Origin of the sequence: Azospirillum lipoferum 4B, assembly GCF_000283655.1 — a bacterium.
Lineage (GTDB): Bacteria > Pseudomonadota > Alphaproteobacteria > Azospirillales > Azospirillaceae > Azospirillum > Azospirillum lipoferum_C.
The window spans coordinates 620,488-639,707 of the sequence record NC_016586.1 but is presented as its reverse complement, the minus strand read 5'-3'; the positions used below and the strand labels follow the sequence as shown (position 1 = coordinate 639,707).

Below are 19,220 nucleotides of genomic sequence, written 5' to 3'. Positions count from 1 at the left end.
CCCGGAGATGCGGGCTAGCGGGTGCGGTTCTTGTAGGCGTTGATCACGATGACCAGCAGCAGGAACGCGCCCCAGATGAAGTCGATCAGGTGGTTGGAGAAGCGCAGGATCTGGAAGCCGCTCGACAGCAGCATCAGCGCCACCACGGCGATGGTGATGCCCAGCACGGTGCCGCGCCCGCCGGCCGGATTGGTGCCGCCCAGCACGGCGATCAGCACCGCCTGCAGCAGATAGGAGTTGCCGTAGTCAGACTTCGCCGCGTTGGTCCGTCCCGACAGGATGATCCCGGCGACCGAGGCCAGCACGCCGGTCAGCATGTAGCTGTAGAGCACCATGCGCTCCCGCTTCAGCCCGGCGAACAGCGCCGCCTTCGGGTTGGTGCCGATCAGCATCAGGTTGATGCCCAGCGCGGTGCGGGTCAGCATGAAGGCGATCAGGGCGGCGATGACCGCGAACAGCACGAAGGGTGTCGCCAGCCCCAGGATCTTGCCGTTGCCGAGGAAGCCCCAGGCGGTGGGAAAGCCGACGATGGCCGGCCCGCCGGTCAGCACGATGGCAAGACCGGTGAAGACCTGCCCCGTTCCCAGCGTCGCCAGGATCGGCGTGATGCCCATCCGGGTGATCAGCAGCCCGTTGACCGTCCCCGCCACCAGCCCGGTGCCGAGCGCGATGACCCCGCCGAGCAGCACGGTCAGGATGCCGGTGTCGGCGATGCCGGCCGCCCCCGCCAGCTTGTGGAACAGCACGCCGGCCAGGATGCCCGACAGGTTGGCGACCCCCACCACCGACAGGTCGATGCCGCCGGTCAGCATGGCGATCATCATGGCGATGGAGAGCAGGCCAAGCTCGGGGAAGATGTAGGTGATCGATTCGAAATTGTAGTAGCGCAGGAACTTGTCGGGGCTGAGCGCCGTCATCACGGCGAAGATCAGCACCGTCATCACCAGAAGCTGGACGATGTTGTTGTCGCGGTTGACCAGACTGCGGATGTTCATCTGTGCCTTCATGATCCGCCTCCTCATGCCGTCCGGCGGCGGTCGCGCCAGGCCGACAGGGCGGTCGCGACGATGACGATCAGACCCACGGCGACGAGTTGCCAGGTGGTGTCCACTTTCATGATGATCAGGCTGTTCTTGACCATCACCAGCATGAAGACGCCGAGCATGGTGCCAAGAACGCTGCCCCGCCCGCCGAAGATCGACGCGCCGCCCAGCACCACCGCGGCGATGACATCCAGTTCGAGGCCGACGAAATCGCGCGGATTGGCCAGCCAGATCATGCCGCTGTGCAGCAGCCCGGCGAATCCGGCCAGCGCACCGGCGACGCAGTAGATGAAGAAGATGGTCTTGCGCAGGTCGAAGCCGGCGCGCCGCGCCGCCTCCGGGTCGCCGCCCAGCGCATAGGCGCTGCGGCCGATCATGGTGTAGCGCAGCACCAGATGCATGGCGAGCGCCAGCCCCAGATAGATCAGCACCATCGCCGTCAAGCCATAGGTGGTGCCGTCGGCCTTGGTCACGCTGATGACGTCGGTGCGGGCGAAATCGATCAGCGCGGTCGGCATCTTGTTGATGTTGATCATGCTTGTGCCGACGACGCCCAGCAGGAAGCCGCGCACCATGGCGCTGGTGCCCAGCGTCACGATCAGCGGGATCATGCGGAACTTGTAGACGAAGAAGCCGTTCACCGCGCCGAACAGCAGACCCATCAGGGTGGCGGCCAGCAGCGGCAGCACGACGCCGTTGTATCCCAGCGCCAGCATGCCCTTGATCGTCAGGTACATGGAGGCGACGGCGAAGGCCGGGAAGGACACGTCGATGCCGCCCGAAATCAGCACCAGCAGCACGCCCAAGGCCATGATGCCGATAATGACGTTGCTGCGCATCAGGCTGAACAAATTGTCGAGCTGCCAGAAGGCAGGGTTGATCGTGCCGATGAGGACCATGGCGAGCAGCAGGATGCCCGCGATGACCGTTTCCGACCGGCGGAGCAGGGCCATCGGTTCCCCCCTAGGTAAAGGTCTTGAGCCGGTCGCTGACCGACTCCTCGGTGACGTCGGCTGCGGGCAGATCATCGATGAAGCGCCCGCGATGCATCAGCACGATGCGGTTGCAGTTCTGCACCAGCTCCAGCACGTCGTCGGAGATCATCAGCACGGCAAGGCCGTGATGCTGCGCCAGCTCCCGGATCTTGGCGTGGATTTCCGCCTTCGACCCGACATCGACGCCGACGGTCGGGCCGTTCAGGATCAGCACGCGGGCGTCGGTCAGCAGCCAGCGGGCCAGAACCACGCGCTGCTGGTTGCCGCCCGACAGCTGCATCACCGGCTTCTCGGCGGTGGGGGTGGCGATCTGCATGGCGCGGACCATGCCCTGCGTCATCTCCTCCGCCTGCTCGCGGTCGATCACCAGCTTGCGCGCCAGCCGCTCGTAGGAGGTGGCGAGCATGTTGCGCTTGATGCTCTGCGACAGGAACAGCCCTTCGGTCAGCCGGTCCTCCGGCACATAGGCGATGCCGGCCTTGATGGCCTCCTGGGTCGTGCGCAGCCGCACCGGCGCGCCGTCGATCAGGATTTCACCCTCATGGCGCGGGACCATGCCGAACAGCGTCAGCGCCAGCTCGGTGCGGCCGGAGCCCAGCAGGCCGGACAGCCCGACGATCTCGCCGGGCCGGATGGCCAGATCCAGCCCCTCGCACTTGCCGGGCACGGTCAGGCCGCGGATCTCCAGACGCGGCACCGGCGGCGGGCCGGGGGGCGGGGTCCAGACATAGGGTTTGTTGAGGATGTCGCTGCCGGTCATGTGGCGGGTGATCGACGCCTCGTCGAAGTCGCCGGTCGGCCCCTCCGCCACCTTGCGGCCGTTGCGGATCACGGTGATGCGCTCGCTGATCTCCAGCATCTCGCGCATCTTGTGGCTGACGAACAGGATGGCGATGCCGCGCGCCTGGATGTCGCGGACGATGCGGAACAGTGTCTCGACCTCCTTGCGGGTCAGGGCGGTGGTCGGCTCGTCCATGATGATCAGGCGGGCGTCGGACATCAGGGCGCGGGCGATGGCGACCAGCTGCTTGCCGGCGGTCGGCAGCGAGGCGACCTCCGCATCCAAATCCAGTTCGACGCCGAGCCGGTCGACCGCCTCGCGGGCGATGGCGCGGGTGCGCCGCCAGTTCATCAGGCGCCGCTTTTCGCCCAAATGGACGTTCATCGCCAGATTCTCGGCGACGGTCAGGTTCCCGAACAGGGAGAAGTCCTGGTAGATGACCTGGACGCCGTGGGCGATGGCGCCGATCGGCGTCATGCCCGGCACCGGCTTGCCGTCGATCAGGATTTCGCCGCCGTCCGGCTGGTAGACGCCGGACATGATCTTGATGACTGTGGATTTGCCCGACCCGTTCTCTCCGGCCAGGCAATGGATCTCGCCGGGCTTGATGACCAGGGACATGGCGTCCAGCGCGACGACGCCGGAAAATACCTTCCGGATGCCGCGGAGTTCGATGAAACCGTCTGACATGTCTTCCGCCCGGCGGTTCGAGGATAAGGATGAAGACACGGACGCCGGCAGCCTTTATGGACCGCCGGCGTCCGCCTTCAGGTCATCAGAAGTCGTAGGCGTTCATGTTTTCCTTGGTCACGCCCACCCAGCCCTGGCCGTACAGCAGGTTGGCCTTGGCGCCCTGCGGCGTGGTCAGGGCGGTGTAGCCCGGCAGGCCCAGGTTCAGGCCGGCCTTGATCTGGTCCTTCTTCCCGTCCAGCGCCATTACCGCCATCATGTTCATGGCATAGCCGGCGACCGCGGGATCCCAGAACTGGATGTACTGGATGTCGCCCTGGGCCAGATACTGGCCGGCCACCGAAACCAGACCGGTGCCGGAGAAGAACAGCTTGTTCTTCAGACCGCGTTCGGCCACCAGACGCCCGGCGCCGGCCGAGGTCGGCATCGGGCCGCCGATGATGCCCTTCAGGTCCGGATAGGTGGTCAGGACTTCCTTCAGCTTGTTGTAGTCGGTGTTGGCGTCGTCATAGGTCTCCAGACGGTTGGTCACCATCTGCATCTTGGGGAAATTCTGCTTCTGGTAGGCGATGGCGCCGTCGATCCATTCGTTCTGCGATTTGGAGGTCAGGCTGCCGACGGTGCAGACATATTTGCCCTCGCCGCCCATCGCCTTGCCCAGCACTTCCATCAGCTTGGCGCCATAGGCGAAGTTGTCGAAGGCCTCCAGCACATAGTCGGCGTTCTGGATGTTCGACGCCTCATGCGCGATCACCACGATGCCGCGGTCGCGCGCCTTCTTCAGCACCGGTTCCACCGCCTCGACGGAGAAGGGGACGATGGCGATGGCGTCCACGCCCTGGGCGATCAGGTTCTCGACCAGCTGGACCTGTGCCGCCGCGTCGGCCTGGCTCGGCCCCACCATCCAGGTGTCGTGGCCGGTGTCGCCGGCAAACTGCTTCACGCCATCGCGCATGCGGTCGAACCAGGCGATGCCGTCCACCTTCACCACGGTGGCGATGGAGTATTTCTTCTTGGTGGCGTCGGACTTCAGCGTCTTGACGGCATCCGGGGTCGGAACCGGATCGGCGGCCATCGCCGGCCCGGCGACCAGCGACGCGGCGACGATGAGCGAAGACAGCAACTTCTTCATGTTGGCGTGACTCCCATGGCAGGCGTTATGCGCCGCAAGATGGAGGGCGGAAAGCCACACCCCACCGGCGGCGCCGGGGTGTTGGCCACCCCTTTCCGCGTTCCGTTTCTGGTGATGCCGTGCCGGCTGGGACGGACGGAACACCCGCCCGACCGGCACGCTGTGCAGCGTGGGCCGGCGGCGTCAGCCGCCGACGATGGCCACGCTGGCGCTGGCGCCGATGCGCGAGGCGCCGGCCGCGATCATGCGGCGGGCATCCTCGGTCGTCCGCACGCCGCCCGACGCCTTGACGCCCATGCCGTCGCCGACGGTGCGGCGCATCAGCGCCACATCCTCGACGGTGGCACCGCCCCCGGCGAAGCCGGTGGAGGTCTTGACGAAATCGGCCCCGGCCTCCTGCGACAGGCGGCAGGCCAGCACTTTCTCGTCGTCGGTGAGCAGGCAGGTCTCGATGATGACCTTCAGCAGGGCGTCGCCGCAGGCGCGCTTGACCGCGGCGATGTCGTCGCGGACCTCGGCGGTCCTGCCGGCCTTCAGCAGGCCGATGGGGATCACCATGTCGACCTCGCGGGCGCCGTGGCGGACCACCCATTCCGCCTCGTCGGCCTTGATCGCCGTAGGATCGGCGCCGAAGGGGAAGCAGATCACGGCGCAGGGCGCCACCGGCGATCCGGCCAGCCGCTCCGCCACCAGCGGGATGAAGATCGGGTTGACGCAGACCGCCTTGAAGGCATGCGCGCGCGCCTCGTCGCACAGCCGCTCGACATCGGCGGGCTGGGCGTCCGGGCGCAGGATGGTGTGGTCGATGAACGGAGCCAGACCGGCCGACTCCGTCGGAACGCTGGGAACGGGCATCTTGGTCCTCCCGGGGAGACCCTTTTCGCCGGGCCTCTCCTCGATTGTCGCCGGGATGCCAACGCCGCAGGTTCCGGTGTTAACATCCTAACATTTTCTGAAAGGATAGTTTCACGCTGTCGCGCAGTGTGTCAAGATCAATGCATGCGTTTGTGAGTTTGACTACGGCCATGCCGTTCCAGGCATCGCGCCATTGGGATTAACCCGTCTGGATTGTAGGCTGCGGCCGTGCCTACGCTGGGCGGAAGCGCTACGGGATGCGGATATGTCGATGAGAAGGGCCGATCGCCTCGACCGGTTACAGACCGCGCTGGATGCCGGCGGCTATCTTCGGCTGAAGGACGCGGCCCGGCTGCTGGGCGTTTCCGAGATGACGGTGCGCCGCGACATCGCGTCCTGCGGCGGGCGCTTCGCCTATCTCGGCGGTTACATCGCCGGCGGGCTGGAGAGCAGCGGCGGCATGGGCTACATGCTGGACCGGGAGCGCGACGCCCATATCGAGATGAAGCGGGCAGCCTGCGAGGCGGCGGCGACCCTGCTGAAACCGGGCGAGACGGTCTTCATCGACTGCGGCACCACCACCACCCACCTCGCCAGCCGCATCCCGGCCGACAGCCAGATCACCGTGGTCTGCTACGCCATGAACATCGCGGAGATCGTCTGCCGCAAGCCGGGCGTGCGGGTGGTCATGCTGGGCGGCCTCTACCACGCCTCGTCGGCGTCCTTCTCCAGCCCCGAGTCGCTGGAGATGCTGCGTGGCATCGGCATCAACACCGCCTTCATCTCGGCCGGCGGCGTGCATGAGGCGCTGGGGATCAGCTGCTCCAACTTCCACGAGGTGGAGATCAAGCAGACCGCCATCGCCAACGCCGTGACCAAGGCGCTGGTGATCGACACAAGCAAGTTCGATCAGGTGAAGCCGGCCTTCTTCGCCAAGCTCGACAGCTTCGACATCCTGTGCTGCGACCGCGGCCTCGACGACCAGCGGGCAGGGCGGCTCGCCGCAGCGGGTGTCCGCATCGTACCGGCCTGAGCCGCAGGACGCCGATCAGCCCGATTTGGCCTTGCCCAGCGCGCTGCCGGCCGATGCGCACATGATGCAGGCGATGGCCACCCACTGCACCCAGCTCAGCCGTTCGCCCAGCATCAGGAAGCCGATCAGCGCCGCCACCGCCGGCGACGCGCTGACGGCGAGGCCGAACACCGGACCGGGCAGGCGGCGCAGCGCCATCATCTCCAGCGTGTAGGGCAGCATGCTGGATAGCGCCGCCACCGCGAAGCCGACCGCCAGCACGGACGGGACCAGCAATCCGCTGCTGGCATGGGCGACCCCCAGCGGCACCGTGAAGCTCGCGGCGACCAGCATGCCCCAGGCCACCGCCTGTCCGCCGGGCAGGGAAGACGCGCGCTTGCCGAACACGATGTAGAGCGCCCAGCACAGCGCCGCCGCCGCCGCATAGACGACGCCGAGCGGGTCGAGCGCGGTCGCCGCCTGTTGCAAGGGCAGCAGCAGGGCGAGCCCGGCCGTGGCGCAGGCGATCCACAGGAAATCCTTCAGCCGGCGGGAGCCGAGCAGCGCCACCGCCAGCGGCCCGGTCACTTCGATGGCGATGGCGATGCCGATGGGAATCAGCTCCATCGCGCGGTAGATCGACAGGTTCATCGCCCCCAGCGTCGTGCCGTAGACCAGCAGGTTGCGCAAATCCCCCCGGCCGGGACGGCTGCGCCAGGGCCGCAGGATCGCCGCCAGCATCAGCGCCGACAGCCCGACCCGCAACGCCGTGACGCCCTCCGCCCCCACCAGCGGGAACAGCGACTTGGCCGATGCGGCGCCGACATATTGCGACAGCAGCGAGGCCAGCAGGAGAAGCAGGGGAAGCACCGCAGGCTCCGTCCTGCCGGCAGTCGTCGGATCGGTGGAGGCGTTCGCCACGCTCGGGGGCTCCGGATTGGGGCTGGGATTGAGGTTGGGTCCGGACGAAAAGATACTGTGACGTTGCGGCGTTGAGCGCTTAAGTTTCGCCCTATCGATGCATCGTTATTTCGCAAGAGCCCCCATGCGCTCAACAACCGCTCGGCCGCCGGATCAGCTCGACGACCAGGACCGCGCGATCCTGCGCATCCTCCAACGCGACAACAAGACCTCGCAGCGGGCCATCGGGGAGGCGGTCAATCTCTCCGCCCCGGCGGTGCAGCGCCGCATCGCCCGGATGGAGGCGGCCGGCATCATCCGCCGCAACATCGCGGTGATCGATCCGGCCAGCGTCGGCCAGGGCGTGACCGTGGTGGTGGAGGTCCAGACGGTCAACGACCGCTCCCCCGTGATCGCCGCCGCCAAGCGCCTGTTCCGCGAGGCGCCGGAGGTGCAGCAGTGTTATCTGGTCACCGGCAAGGCCAGCTTCATCCTGATCCTGCTGGTCCCGGACATGGCGAGCTACGAGGTCCTGTCGCGCCGCCTGTTCGCCGACAACGAACTGGTGCAGTCCTTCCAGACCCTGGTGGTGCTCGACCCGGTGAAGGTCACCCTGGAGGTGGACGTCTGATACCAGCGGTCATCATCAACAACCGCTGGCATAGCCAGGATTTCCGCACTCCGCCCACGAATGGGTCGACGGCAGCCGGCATGGCGTGCCGCGCGTCCGCAACCGCGGTGGGTCCCAATTGCGCGGCTGGCGCTTTGGGAAGGATGCTGGCAATCATCGGCACTGTGGCGTGTGTGGACATGAAGCGCGCATGGGTCCTCGCGACCATCGGACTGATCGGCCTGCTCAACGGGGTGCTTGGCGCTCTGCTGGCGGCGGAGCGCGAGGCCGCCCTGCGCTCCATGGTGGATGTCGCCGCCCTTGCCACCGCCAACAACGCCAAGCACATGGACGAGGTGCTGGAGATCGTCAATCGCAGCATGTACATGGTGTCGGAGTTCATGCGCGCGTCGGAGCGGATCGCCGGGCTCGAGGACGTGGACATTCACCGGCTGCTCGTTCATCAGCACCGGATCACGCCCATCCTCCGCAGCATGTTCGTCGTCTCGGCGGAGGGGCACCTGCGCTACGATTCCCGGAGCAGCTCCCCTGCTCGCATCGATCTGTCCGACCGGGATTACGTTCACCACCATCTTTCGGGCAATGCCGACATCCTGTTCATCGGCAGGCCCGTCATCAGCCGTATCAGCGGCGAATGGGTCGTTCCGGTGAGCCGGCGCATCGAAGACCGCTTCGGCAGGCTGATCGGGATCATCGCGGCCGCCATCGATCCGGAGGTCTTCTTCGCCACCCTGCACGCCTCGGCGCTTCCGAATGGCATGCAGGCGGCCATCCTGTCCCCATCCGGCTATGTGTTCGGATGCCTTCCCAAATCCGATTGCCTGGGCCAGCCTGCCGCCGATTGGCCCCTTTTCCTTCAGCAATCGCCGGCACCCGGCGCCGTCGCAGCATCCCGGCGCGTTTCAGTGATGCCGGATGTGGTCGGACCCGGCGCCTATGAGATCAGCCCCCGCTACGGCATGATCGCGGCCGCTGCGATCCGCACGCCGGACGCGATTGCAGACTGGCTCAGCCGGTTGCCGGCCTACTTCGCCCTGGATGTCGTGCTCAGCGGCGGCGGAGCGGTTCTGTCCGCGATCCTCTACCGGCAGGTCGCCCGGCGGCGGCGCGCCATGCAGGATCTGGCCGAGGCGAACGCCCGGCTGGAGCAGCGGGTGGCGGAGCGTACGGCCGCCCTGCGGTGCAGCGAACAGCGGCTGACCACCTTCCTGGCGACGGCACGCGATGCGATGCTGGTGATGGACGGAAACGGCACGGTGCAGTTCCTCAATCCGGCGGCGACCGCCCTGTTCGGCTATCCGGCCGACGATGTGATCGGCCGGAACGTCGACATGATCCTGCCGGGGCTGTCGAACGACCCAGCCGCCCTGTCCGGGTCCGGCTGCTTCGACACCCATGGCTGGTCGAGGCAGGGCTCCGGCCACGAGCTGGTCGCCCGGCACCGCAGCGGCGTCGAATTCCCGGTCGAACTGACCCTGGGACGCTCGGATAGCGACGGGGAGGCGATCCATGTCGGCGTCCTGCGCGACATCCGCGAGCGCAAGCTGCAGGAGGAGAGGCTGTGGGAACTGGCGAATCTCGACGCCCTGACCGGCCTTCTGAACCGGCGCGCCTTCATGGAGCGCGGCAGCGCCCTGCTGGAGGCCGGTTGGCGCCTGGGCAGCCCGGTCAGCGTGCTGATGATCGACGCCGACCATTTCAAGGCGATCAATGACGGTTTCGGTCATCAGGCCGGCGACGACGTGCTGCGCGCTCTCGCCGGCATCCTCGGATCGGCGGTGCGCAGCGGCGACCTGCTGGGGCGCCTGGGGGGCGAGGAGTTCGCCATCATCCTGCCGGGGACCGACGTCAGCGGTGCCGAGCATGTGGCCGAACGGCTGCTGGCGGATGTCCGCGGGGTGCGGGTGCCGGTGCCGGGGAGCAGGCGGGAGCTGACCGTCACCGTCAGCATCGGCATCAGCGTGTCCGGGCGGCGTTGCAGGCTGGACGACCTGCTGGCGGCGGCCGACCGCGCGCTCTACGTTGCCAAGAGCGCCGGCCGCGACCGCCAAGCCTCCGCCGCCTGACTCCGGGTTCGGAACGGCATGGCGAATGCCGGTGTTGACGGTGGGCAACCGAAGGAATCGGTACCCTGCCCCGGCGGCGAGGGTGCCGGAAAGGATGAGGGTCCCCATGCCAGACAGCGCGCATTTCGCTCCGCCCGGCCCGCTCGGCTTCGGCGGCGCTCCCCTGGGCAACATGTTCGAGGAGGTGGCGGACGACATTGCCGAAGCCACGCTCGACGCCGCCTGGGACGCCGGTATCCGCTATTTCGACACCGCCCCCGAATATGGCCCCGGCATTTCGGAACACCGGTTCGGCCATGTGCTGCGCAACCGCCCGCGCGACCGGTTCGTGCTGTCCACCAAGGTCGGGCGCCTGCTCCGCGCCGACGAGAGCAAGGGCGGACGCCATGGCCCCTTCGTGAAGGGCCTGCCGTTCCGCGTCGATTACGATTACACCGCCGACGGCGTCCGCCGGTCCATCGAGGACAGCCTGCAGCGGCTGGGCATGGCGCGCATCGACATCGCCTATATCCACGACTGCGCCGAGGACGCCCATGGCGACCGCTGGCTTGAGGTGTTCGACACCGCCATGAAGGGGGCCGCCGTGGCGCTCACGCAATTGCGCGAGGAGGGGGTGATCCGCGCCTGGGGCCTGGGCGTCAACCGGGTGGAACCCTGCGTCATGGCGCTGGAGCGCGCCGACCCGGACGTCTTTCTGCTGGCCGGCCGCTACAGCCTGCTGAACCAGCCGGCGCTGGGTGAATTGTTCCCGCGCTGTGCGGAGCGCGGCGTGCATGTGGTGGTCGGCGGTCCCTACAACTCCGGCCTCATCGCCGGCGGCAACACCTTCGAGTATCAGGAGGCGTCATCCGACAAGATCGCCGCCCGCGACCGGCTGGCGGAGATCGCCGGCCGCCATGGCGTCGACCTGCGCGCGGCGGCCCTGCAGTTCTGCGCCGCCCATCCGGTCGTCGCCTCGGTCATTCCCGGCACCAAGAACCCGGCGCGGGTGCAGGAGAACGTCCAGCTGATGGCCCAGCCGATCCCCGCCGATTTCTGGCGGGAGCTGAAGGCGTCGGGCGTATTGCCGGAACAGGCGCCGACTCCCGCTTGATCGGTAACGGGTGAGCGCCGGCCCGTCAGGCGCTCACCACCATTCCGGGGAAGGCCGCTTCGAACCGGCCGGAGTCTATGCCATGGGCGGCCAGCGTGGCGCGCAGCCGTTCGGGCGGCTCCTCGCGCGCCTCGTCGGTCAGGGCGAAGGTGCCCCAATGGATGCCGACGGCCTTCCGCGCCCCGACATCCAGCATGATCCGCACCGCTTCCTCCGGGTCGCAATGCTGGGCGGACATGAACCAGCGCGGCTCGTAAGCGCCGATGGGGATCAGCGCGAGGTCGCAGCCTCCGAGCCGCCGGTGGATCGCCTTGAAGGCCGCGCCGGTGCCATAGCCGGTGTCGCCGGCGAAATAGAGCGTGCCGGCCGGCATGCGCAGGAAGAAGCCGCCCCACAGAGCCATCCGCCGGTCGCGCACCGTCCGCGACGACCAGTGGTTTGCCGGCACGATGTGGACCTCCGTCCCCGCCGCAAGCTCGAACCGGCTCCACCAGTCGCCCGCCGCCGTCCTCATACCGGGCATATGCTTGCGTAGAATGGCGTCGTTGCCGAGCGGCGTGACGACCAGCGGCGCGTCGCGTTCGTGGAGCCGCCGCAGGGTGTCGATATCCAGATGATCGTAGTGGTTGTGCGACAGCAGGACGGCGTCGATCCTCGGCAGGTCGTCGAACCGGATGCCCGGCGCCGTCGCCCGCTTCGGCCCGGCGAACCGCACCGGGCTTGCCCGCTCCGACCAGACCGGATCGGTCAGGATGTTCAGCCCCGGTGCCTGGATCAGCGCGGTCGCATGCCCCACCACCGTCACGCGCAGCGCGTCGACCTCCGGTTCCGGTACGGCGGGGGTGACCGGCACCTCGCCCGGCCATTCGACCTTCCGACGGCCGAACTGCCAGCGCAGCAGCTGGCGCAGCGAGCGGTCGGTGTCCGGCTCTCCCGGATTGAAGAAGCGCACCCCATCGAAGTTCGAGGAGACGGGTCCTTGCCAGTAGGGATTGCGCATGCGGGACGGATCCTCTTCAGTGGCGGCGAGGGCTGAACACACCATGTGCGCAGTCGGGCTCACGCTTGAAAGGGGAGGGGCTGCAAATCGGCATCGAGGCGGATCGCCACTGGACCGCGGGCGGGTGGGCAGGCTACTGTGCTGCGTTGATTCATGGTTTGATCCTGGTTTGGGCCCGATGCAATCCGATACGCCGACCGACGAGCAGCACCGCGCGATCCAGGCGATCGATGCATGGTACACGGACGACCAGGCGCCGCAGGTCTTCTGGCTTGCCGGAGAGGCGGGAACGGGGAAGAGCAAGACCACCGCCTTCGTGCTGGAGCATCTGCAGGAACGCCGTCGGCTGACCGATTATGTGGTCGGCGCGCCGACCGGCAAGGCCGCGCAGGTCCTGCGCCAGAAGGGCATCGAAGGTGCGGCGACCCTGCACTCGCTGCTCTACGCCCCGCGCAAGGACGGCGACACCGGCGAGCTGTTCTTCGCCCGCCGCAGCGACGGCCCGCTTGCCGACGCCGACCTGATCGTCTGCGACGAGGGGTCGATGATCGGCGACGACGTGGCCCGCGACCTTCTGCGGACGGAAAAGAAGATCCTGGTGATCGCCGACGACTATCAGCTGCCGCCGGTCTCCGGCCAGGGCCTGTTCACCAGCGGCGAGCCCGATTTTCGCCTGACCGAGCCGCACCGCACCGCGCGGGAAAGCCCGGTCATCCGGCTCGCCCACCTGCTGCGCCGGCAGGAGATGCCGCGCCGCTTCGGCGCCGTCGGCAAGGTCCATGTCCTGCCTTTGGAGCGCAGCACCCAGTCCCTGGTGATGCGGCCCTCGTCACAGGCGATCTGCGGCACCCACCGTGTCCGCACCACCTACACCAAGCGGATGCGCTCGCTTCTCGGCCACGAGTCGGTGATGCCGCAGACGGGGGAGCGCGTCATCTGCCGGCGCAACCAGAAGGACGAGGGGCTCTACAACGGCATGATCGGCACGCTGACCCGCCCGGCGACCGAGGCCCAGGGCCGCGACGCCGGCCTGTGGTCGCTCGGCGTGCAGATGGAGGACGAGGTGCGGTCACGCGGCAAGCTGATGGTCCATCCCTGGATGTTCCAGGCCCACTACACCGAGGGCATGGTCCAGCCGCGGGTGGGCAAGGACATCCAGCTCTACGATTGGGCGTGGCTGATCACCTGTCATGCCGCCCAGGGGTCGGAATTCCCGTCGGTCACAGTGGTGGACGATTCCGCCGCCTTCCGGGAACACCGCTGGCGCTGGCTCTACACCGCCGTCACCCGTTCGCGCGACGAACTGGTGCTTCTGCTGCGCAACGCCGCGCTCGGCGGCCCCTGGCAACTGCCGGATTTCGACGACTGCCTGCCGGACCGAGCGGACGCTCGATAAATTCAAGTGATCGAACGCATCAGTTCTTTGCGTTGGATGTGATCGATCACGGTCTCCATAGTCCCTGCATCGGAGCGGCACCGCCTCCCGCCGCACCGCCTTTGGAGACCCCTGTCATGCCCCCTGACGCCGCAGCACCCGCAAGGCCGGTGCCGGGACGCCCCGTCCTTACCCTCGTCCTTGCCCATATCCGCACCGCTCTGCCCGGCATCGCCCTGTGCGCCGCGGTGATGGCGCTGGCCTTCGCCGCCGTCTGGGGGGAGGCGCGGCTGTTCGGCGAACCGTGGATCGAGGCGCTGGTGCTGGCGATCCTGATCGGCACCGCGCTGCGAACGATGTGGACTCCGTCCGCGTTCTGGCGGCCGGGCATCGCCTTTTCCGCCAAGATCCTGCTGGAGGTGGCGGTCGTGCTGCTCGGCGCCACGGTCAGCGCCGCCACCATCCTGTCGGCGGGGCCGGCCCTTCTGCTGGGCATCGCCGCGGTGGTTCTGGTCACGGTGGCGGCGGGGTTCGGGATCGGGCGGCTGCTCGGCCTGCCGCCGCGCATGGCTCTGCTGGTCGCCTGCGGCAACGCCATCTGCGGCAATTCGGCCATCGCCGCGGTGGCGCCGGTGATCGATGCGGACAGCGAGGACGTCGCCGCCTCCATCGCCTTCACCGCCGTGTTGGGGGTGGCCGTCGTGCTGGCCCTGCCCGTGATCGGCCTGGGGCTGAAGCTGAGCGGCGTGCAGTATGGCGCGCTGGCGGGGCTGACGGTCTATGCCGTGCCGCAGGTGATCGCCGCCGCCGCCCCGCTGGGCACCACGGCGGTTCAGGTCGGCACGCTGGTGAAGCTGGTGCGCGTGCTGATGCTTGGGCCGGTCTGCCTGATTCTGTCGCTGCTGGCGCCGAGGTTCGACAGGAATGCGTCCGACGCCCGCCGTCTTGCAACGCCGCCGGTCCATCATCTGGTGCCGTGGTTCATCCAGGGCTTCCTGGCGATGATCGCCCTGCGCTCCCTCGACCTCATTCCGCAGGCAGCCCTGATGCCGATGGGGCATGCGGCGACGCTGCTGACCGTGGTGTCGATGGCGGCGCTCGGGCTGGGGGTCGATGTGCGGACGGTGGCGCGGGCGGGTGGGCGGGTGACCGCGGCGGTCGTCCTCTGCCTTCTCATGCTGGGCGCGGTCAGCCTGGGCCTGATCCATGCGATCGGCCTGGCCTGAAAACGGGCGGGAGTCTACATCCGGCAACCGAAGGCCGCATTGACACAGATTAATGCGTGATTTTGCAGATGTGCGATCCTGACCCCATCAAGTCCCCGCCACCCCCGAGCCCCTTCAGCGGCACCGGGGGTCGCGCCGGGCCCCGCGGAAGAGCGGCCGTTCAGGCCCATTCCGCGCGCCGAACAAGGAGTATGGATATGCGTCAACCGTTGCAGATCGCCTTCCGCAACATCGACCCGTCTCCCGCCCTGGAGCATCTGATCCGCGAGCATGCCGAAAAGCTCGACCGCTTCTTCGGCCGCATCCTGGCCAAGCGCGTGGTCTTCGAGGTTCCCCACCGCCACCAGCATCAGGGCAAGCAGTTCACCGTCCAGATCGCCATGACCGTCCCCGGAGAGGAACTGGTCGTCCACAGCGACAAATCCGGCGGCCATGGCCACGAGACCGCCGATGCGGCCATCCGCGATGCCTTCGACGCCGCCCGCCGTGTCCTGGAACGCTTCGCCGAGCGGCACCGGCACGAGGTGAAGTCCCACACTCCGGCGCCCGACGCCGCGCTGTCGTAAGCGCCCCGTCCGGCCTATCCGCGTCCATCCGCTGAGCGCCACGCCCGTCCGACCATCCCGGACGGGCGCGGCGTTTTTGCTGATCGTCCTGCAGAGCGACCTCCGCAGCCGTCGGCCGTCCTCCACGCCCGCGAGGACTCCGCGGCCGGTCGGGAAGCGGCGGGGTATCTGCCGCACATGTCGGCCCCCAGCCGGCGCGCCTTGGGTGGGCGCTTGACGAAGCTAACCCGTTTTTTGCTAATTTAGCGTCGTGCGCGTGAATGGTTTACTCCGACAGGTAAGAACCTAAACCAAGGTCTAGGGAGGTTCTACCTAAACACTGCCGCGGTTTATCTGTGTCTAGTGGTGTGCGGCATGTGGCCGCGCCTACCCTGTGTGCAGGCAAGTCGGGGGGCCAAGCCGGCCGTTCCGACATGGCTCGCCCGCCGGTCTTCCGGATGACGGAAGCGGCAGTCTGCACGCAAGCCCACGGAGACACCCATGGCCGCGGCCTTTCAGAGCAATCTCCACCTGCGCTACGTCCCGATGCCGGAAAAGCCCGACGTGCTGGTCCTTCGGTCGCCCCGCGGAACGGTGGGGGTCGCGCGGGTCCGTTGCCAGAGCGGCGGCATCGGCCGCTTCGGCAGTCCCGAGCCCGAGGATGCGTTCCTGGTCAGCCATCACCTGTCGAACTTCCGGTCCGACGTCTGGGTCGACGGCGTGCTGGTGGAAAAGCCCGCCAACATCGCGGGGCTGACCACCATCCACGATTACCGCCGCACCATCGATTGCCACATGCATTCGGCCTTCGACACGTTGACCTTCCATCTTCCCCGCTCGCTGCTGGAAAGCGTCTGTCCGGATGTCCGCGGCAGCCGGCTGCAGGATCTGGCGATCGAGCCGAGCCGCCCGGTGAAGGACCCGACCGTTACGGCGCTGGCCTCCGCCATGCTGCCGGCGCTGGCCTTTCCGGAGCGGATCAGCCTGCTGTACCACGATCATCTCTGCTCGGCGCTGGCGACCCATCTGGTCACCGCCTATGGCCGGACCAACGAGGTCAGGAGCGGCGGAGCGCTGGCGCCCTGGCAGGAAAAGCGGGTGAAGGAGATGATCGCCGCCAACCTGGACGGGGAAATCCGGCTGGCCGACCTCGCCGCCGAATGCCGGCTGTCGGTCGGCCATTTCGTCCGCGCCTTCCGCCGCACCGCCAACACCACCCCCTACCAGTGGCTGCTGCAGCGGCGGATCGAGCATGCCAAGACGCTGATGCGCGACGGGTCCCAGACGCTGGCCGGCGTGGCGCTGGCCTGCGGCTTCGCCGACCAGAGCCATTTCACCCGCACCTTCAGCCGCCTTGTCGGCGTCTCTCCCCGTGCCTGGCAGCAGCGCAATGCGGCGACGCCGGCAAGGCGGGTCAAGGCGGCGGCAGGTTCAGAACCGTCAACCCATCGGCAGATCCTTCAAGAAGCGGTCGCCGCCCGAATTTAGGCTGCCGGAAACGGAACGGCACGGCGTGGGGGCTGGAGGCGGACGGATGGGAGCGAGCGGAGGGGCGGGCGTCGTGCCGGGCGGTTCGCCCATGGCCGGTCGGCCGACCGAGCGCCGGCTCGGCATCCTTGCGATTCCGCTGACGTTTGCGGTGTTCGTCGTCGACACCTTCACCGACATCGAGAGCGCCATCGCCGTCCTCTATGTCCTGGTGCTCCTCCTGGCGGCAACCATGCTGTCGCGCCGGGGCATCCTGCGGGTGGCGGCCGGCTGCGGATCGCTGGCGGTGCTGTCCTTCCTGCTGTCGCACCGGCACGACATGGACCTGTCGGCGGTTCTGCGCTGCGGCGTGTCCCTCTCGGCCATCCTGATCACCGGTGCGCTGCTGGTGCGGGACCACGACTCGCGCGCGCTTCTTGTCCGGGCCAATGGGGCGCTGGCGCGCAGCGAAAAGCGCTACCGCGCCATGTTCGAGCAGACGCGCGTTTCCCTCTGGGAGCAGGATTTCACCGCTGTGACCGCAGCTCTCGACGCCCTGCGGGCCGGCGGCGTGACGGACCTCGCCGCCCATGTGCAGGCCCATCCCGGCTGGTCGCGGGAGATTGGCGCGCTGATCGTCACCACCAACGTCAACGACGCCACCCTCGAACTGCTGGGTGCAGCCGGCCGGGCGCAGGTGCTGGGGCCGCTCGAGCGTTTCCTTCCCGAAGACGACCCGGCGATGCCGCAGGTGCTTCTGGCTCTTTGGGAAGGGCGCGACCGGTTCGAAGGGCGGGCGCAGTTGATCGCCGCCGACGGGCGCGTCCTGACGGTGCTGCTCGGCATCAGCTTCCCGGACGACGGGATCGGCTTCGATCAGGTCGTGGTCGGCATCGTCGACATCACCCAGCGCGAACGCACGCAGGAGGCGCTGCTGGCCGCCCAGGCCGAACTCGCCCGCGCCGCGCGCGCCGCCACGTTGGGGGCCTTGTCCGCCTCCATCGCCCATGAGCTGAACCAGCCGCTGGGCGCCATCGTTCTGAACGCGCAGGCCTGCCTGCGCTGGCTGCGCCGCGACCCGCCCGACATCGACACCGCCGCCAAGGCGGTGGACCGCATGATCCGCGACGGCAAGCGGGCCGCCGAGATCGTGCAGCGGACGCGCGGCATGCTGGTCAAGGACGCCCGCCGTGACGAAACCATCGACCTGCGCCAGCTGGTGGAGGAGGTGGCGCAACTGCTGGAGCGAGAACTGGCTGCCGCCGCTGCCGTCCTGGTCACCGATTTCGCATCCGATGTTCCGCCGGTGCGGGGAAGCCGGGTCGGCCTGCAGCAGGTGCTGATCAACCTCGTCACCAACGGCCTGCACGCCATGGCGGAAGCCGGCAGCCTTCGGCGTGACCTGATCGTGACCGTCGACAACAGCCCCGAGGACATCCAGGGCATGGCGCAGGTGCGGGTCTCCGTGCGCGACCGTGGCCGGGGCATCGACGAGGGCAGCCGCACCCGCCTGTTCGATCCCTTCTTCACCACCCGGCCGGACGGCATGGGCATGGGGCTGGCGATCTGCCGCTCCACCGTCGAGTCCTGCGGCGGCACGCTGAGCGTCCACAACCATCCGGAGGGCGGCGCGGTGTTCGAGTTCACCATTCCCGCGGCGGCGCCCGCGCCATCCACCCCATCGCCGCCAATTCCATCGCCGGCGCCTTCATCGCCAATCGCGCCGCTGGCGCCGGTACGAGAGGACTGACCGCCATGCCGCCGCCCCCCGCCGCGCAACAGCCGCCGTCATCGGCCACGGACGATCCGCTGGTTCTCGTCGTAGACGACGATGACGGCATGAGGGAGGCGGTGGTCGACCTGCTGCGGTCGGTCGGCATCGAAAGCCGCGCCTTCGGCAGCACCGCCGAACTGCTGGCGGCGGCGGCTCCCGACCGGCCGGGCTGCCTGATTCTCGACGTGCGGCTTCCCGGCCTGGGCGGGTTGGAATTCCAGACGAGATTGAAAAGCCTGGGCATCGCGCTGCCCATCGTTTTCATGACCGGCTTCGCCGACGTGCCGATGTCGGTACGGGCGATGAAGGCGGGAGCCGCGGATTTCCTGATCAAGCCCTTCCGCGACCAGGACATGCTGGACGCGGTGGAGGCCGCCATCGCCCGCGACCGCGCCCGGCGGCGCGAGCGGACCGCCGCCATGACGGTCGAGGCGCAGGCCGCGACCCTGACCCCGCGGGAGCGCGAGGTGATGGCCGCGGTGGTCAAGGGCCGGCTGAACAAGCAGATCGCCGGCGACCTCGGCATCAGCGAGGTGACGGTGAAGCTCCACCGCGGCAAGGTGATGCGGAAGATGCTGGTCCGCTCGGTCGCCGACCTCGTCCGCAAGGCGGAAATGCTGACCCTGGAGGAGTGA

General features: G+C 68.1%; 17 protein-coding genes. 10 read left to right on the top strand and 7 right to left on the bottom strand.

The window, feature by feature from the left end:
- Window positions 1-14: 14 nt before the first annotated feature.
- The 5 genes from AZOLI_RS21080 to deoC all read right to left on the bottom strand — a co-directional run bounded on the left by AZOLI_RS21080 (window position 15) and on the right by deoC (window position 5,496).
- On the bottom strand, window positions 15-1,007 hold the full coding sequence (locus AZOLI_RS21080; RefSeq protein ID WP_044552357.1) for an ABC transporter permease: 993 nt from the start codon (window positions 1,005-1,007) through the stop codon (window positions 15-17).
- Window positions 1,008-1,018: 11 nt separating this feature from the next.
- Window positions 1,019-1,996, bottom strand: a complete 978-nt coding sequence (locus tag AZOLI_RS21075) for an ABC transporter permease (protein WP_014189167.1) — start codon at window positions 1,994-1,996, stop codon at window positions 1,019-1,021.
- Between the two features lie 10 nt (window positions 1,997-2,006).
- A complete protein-coding gene (locus AZOLI_RS21070; RefSeq protein ID WP_014189166.1) occupies window positions 2,007-3,509 on the bottom strand; it encodes a sugar ABC transporter ATP-binding protein in 1,503 nt (500 codons plus the stop codon).
- An 85-nt stretch (window positions 3,510-3,594) separates the two neighbouring features.
- Complete coding sequence (locus tag AZOLI_RS21065; protein WP_014189165.1) at window positions 3,595-4,641, bottom strand: autoinducer 2 ABC transporter substrate-binding protein; 1,047 nt, start codon at window positions 4,639-4,641, stop codon at window positions 3,595-3,597.
- 183 nt (window positions 4,642-4,824) lie between these two features.
- Window positions 4,825-5,496, bottom strand: coding sequence for a deoxyribose-phosphate aldolase (deoC, locus tag AZOLI_RS21060; RefSeq protein WP_014189164.1), 672 nt, complete (start codon window positions 5,494-5,496; stop codon window positions 4,825-4,827).
- A gap of 265 nt (window positions 5,497-5,761) precedes the next feature.
- Here deoC and AZOLI_RS21055 point away from each other — a divergent pair, with 265 nt between their 5' ends.
- On the top strand, window positions 5,762-6,529 hold the full coding sequence (locus tag AZOLI_RS21055; protein WP_014189163.1) for a DeoR/GlpR family DNA-binding transcription regulator: 768 nt from the start codon (window positions 5,762-5,764) through the stop codon (window positions 6,527-6,529).
- Window positions 6,530-6,544: 15 nt separating this feature from the next.
- Here AZOLI_RS21055 and AZOLI_RS21050 read toward each other — a convergent pair whose 3' ends face one another.
- The gene (locus tag AZOLI_RS21050) at window positions 6,545-7,429 is read right to left on the bottom strand and encodes an EamA family transporter (RefSeq protein WP_014189162.1); all 885 of its coding nucleotides are present in this window, start codon (window positions 7,427-7,429) and stop codon (window positions 6,545-6,547) included.
- Window positions 7,430-7,553: 124 nt separating this feature from the next.
- On the opposite strand from AZOLI_RS21050, the gene AZOLI_RS21045 reads away from it, so the two are divergent.
- From AZOLI_RS21045 to AZOLI_RS21035, 3 genes are all read left to right on the top strand, one after another.
- Window positions 7,554-8,039, top strand: coding sequence for an Lrp/AsnC family transcriptional regulator (locus AZOLI_RS21045; RefSeq protein ID WP_014189161.1), 486 nt, complete (start codon window positions 7,554-7,556; stop codon window positions 8,037-8,039).
- A gap of 179 nt (window positions 8,040-8,218) precedes the next feature.
- A complete protein-coding gene (locus AZOLI_RS21040; RefSeq protein ID WP_162488341.1) occupies window positions 8,219-10,105 on the top strand; it encodes a diguanylate cyclase in 1,887 nt (628 codons plus the stop codon).
- A 106-nt stretch (window positions 10,106-10,211) separates the two neighbouring features.
- Complete coding sequence (locus tag AZOLI_RS21035) at window positions 10,212-11,198, top strand: aldo/keto reductase (RefSeq protein ID WP_014189159.1); 987 nt, start codon at window positions 10,212-10,214, stop codon at window positions 11,196-11,198.
- A gap of 25 nt (window positions 11,199-11,223) precedes the next feature.
- Here AZOLI_RS21035 and AZOLI_RS21030 read toward each other — a convergent pair whose 3' ends face one another.
- Window positions 11,224-12,198 (bottom strand): MBL fold metallo-hydrolase, encoded by a 975-nt coding sequence (locus tag AZOLI_RS21030; RefSeq protein WP_014189158.1) that lies wholly within the window; start codon window positions 12,196-12,198, stop codon window positions 11,224-11,226.
- Between the two features lie 178 nt (window positions 12,199-12,376).
- On the opposite strand from AZOLI_RS21030, the gene AZOLI_RS21025 reads away from it, so the two are divergent.
- The 6 genes from AZOLI_RS21025 (at window position 12,377) to AZOLI_RS21000 (ending at window position 19,220) form a co-directional block, all read left to right on the top strand.
- Window positions 12,377-13,594, top strand: coding sequence for an ATP-dependent DNA helicase (locus AZOLI_RS21025; RefSeq protein ID WP_014189157.1), 1,218 nt, complete (start codon window positions 12,377-12,379; stop codon window positions 13,592-13,594).
- Between the two features lie 116 nt (window positions 13,595-13,710).
- Window positions 13,711-14,799, top strand: coding sequence for a putative sulfate exporter family transporter (locus AZOLI_RS21020; RefSeq protein ID WP_081505997.1), 1,089 nt, complete (start codon window positions 13,711-13,713; stop codon window positions 14,797-14,799).
- A 197-nt stretch (window positions 14,800-14,996) separates the two neighbouring features.
- A complete protein-coding gene (locus AZOLI_RS21015; RefSeq protein WP_044552635.1) occupies window positions 14,997-15,365 on the top strand; it encodes an HPF/RaiA family ribosome-associated protein in 369 nt (122 codons plus the stop codon).
- Between the two features lie 480 nt (window positions 15,366-15,845).
- Window positions 15,846-16,832, top strand: coding sequence for a helix-turn-helix transcriptional regulator (locus AZOLI_RS21010; RefSeq protein ID WP_014189155.1), 987 nt, complete (start codon window positions 15,846-15,848; stop codon window positions 16,830-16,832).
- A 46-nt stretch (window positions 16,833-16,878) separates the two neighbouring features.
- A complete protein-coding gene (locus AZOLI_RS21005) occupies window positions 16,879-18,561 on the top strand; it encodes a sensor histidine kinase (protein WP_014189154.1) in 1,683 nt (560 codons plus the stop codon).
- 5 nt (window positions 18,562-18,566) lie between these two features.
- Window positions 18,567-19,220, top strand: a complete 654-nt coding sequence (locus AZOLI_RS21000; RefSeq protein ID WP_014189153.1) for a response regulator transcription factor — start codon at window positions 18,567-18,569, stop codon at window positions 19,218-19,220.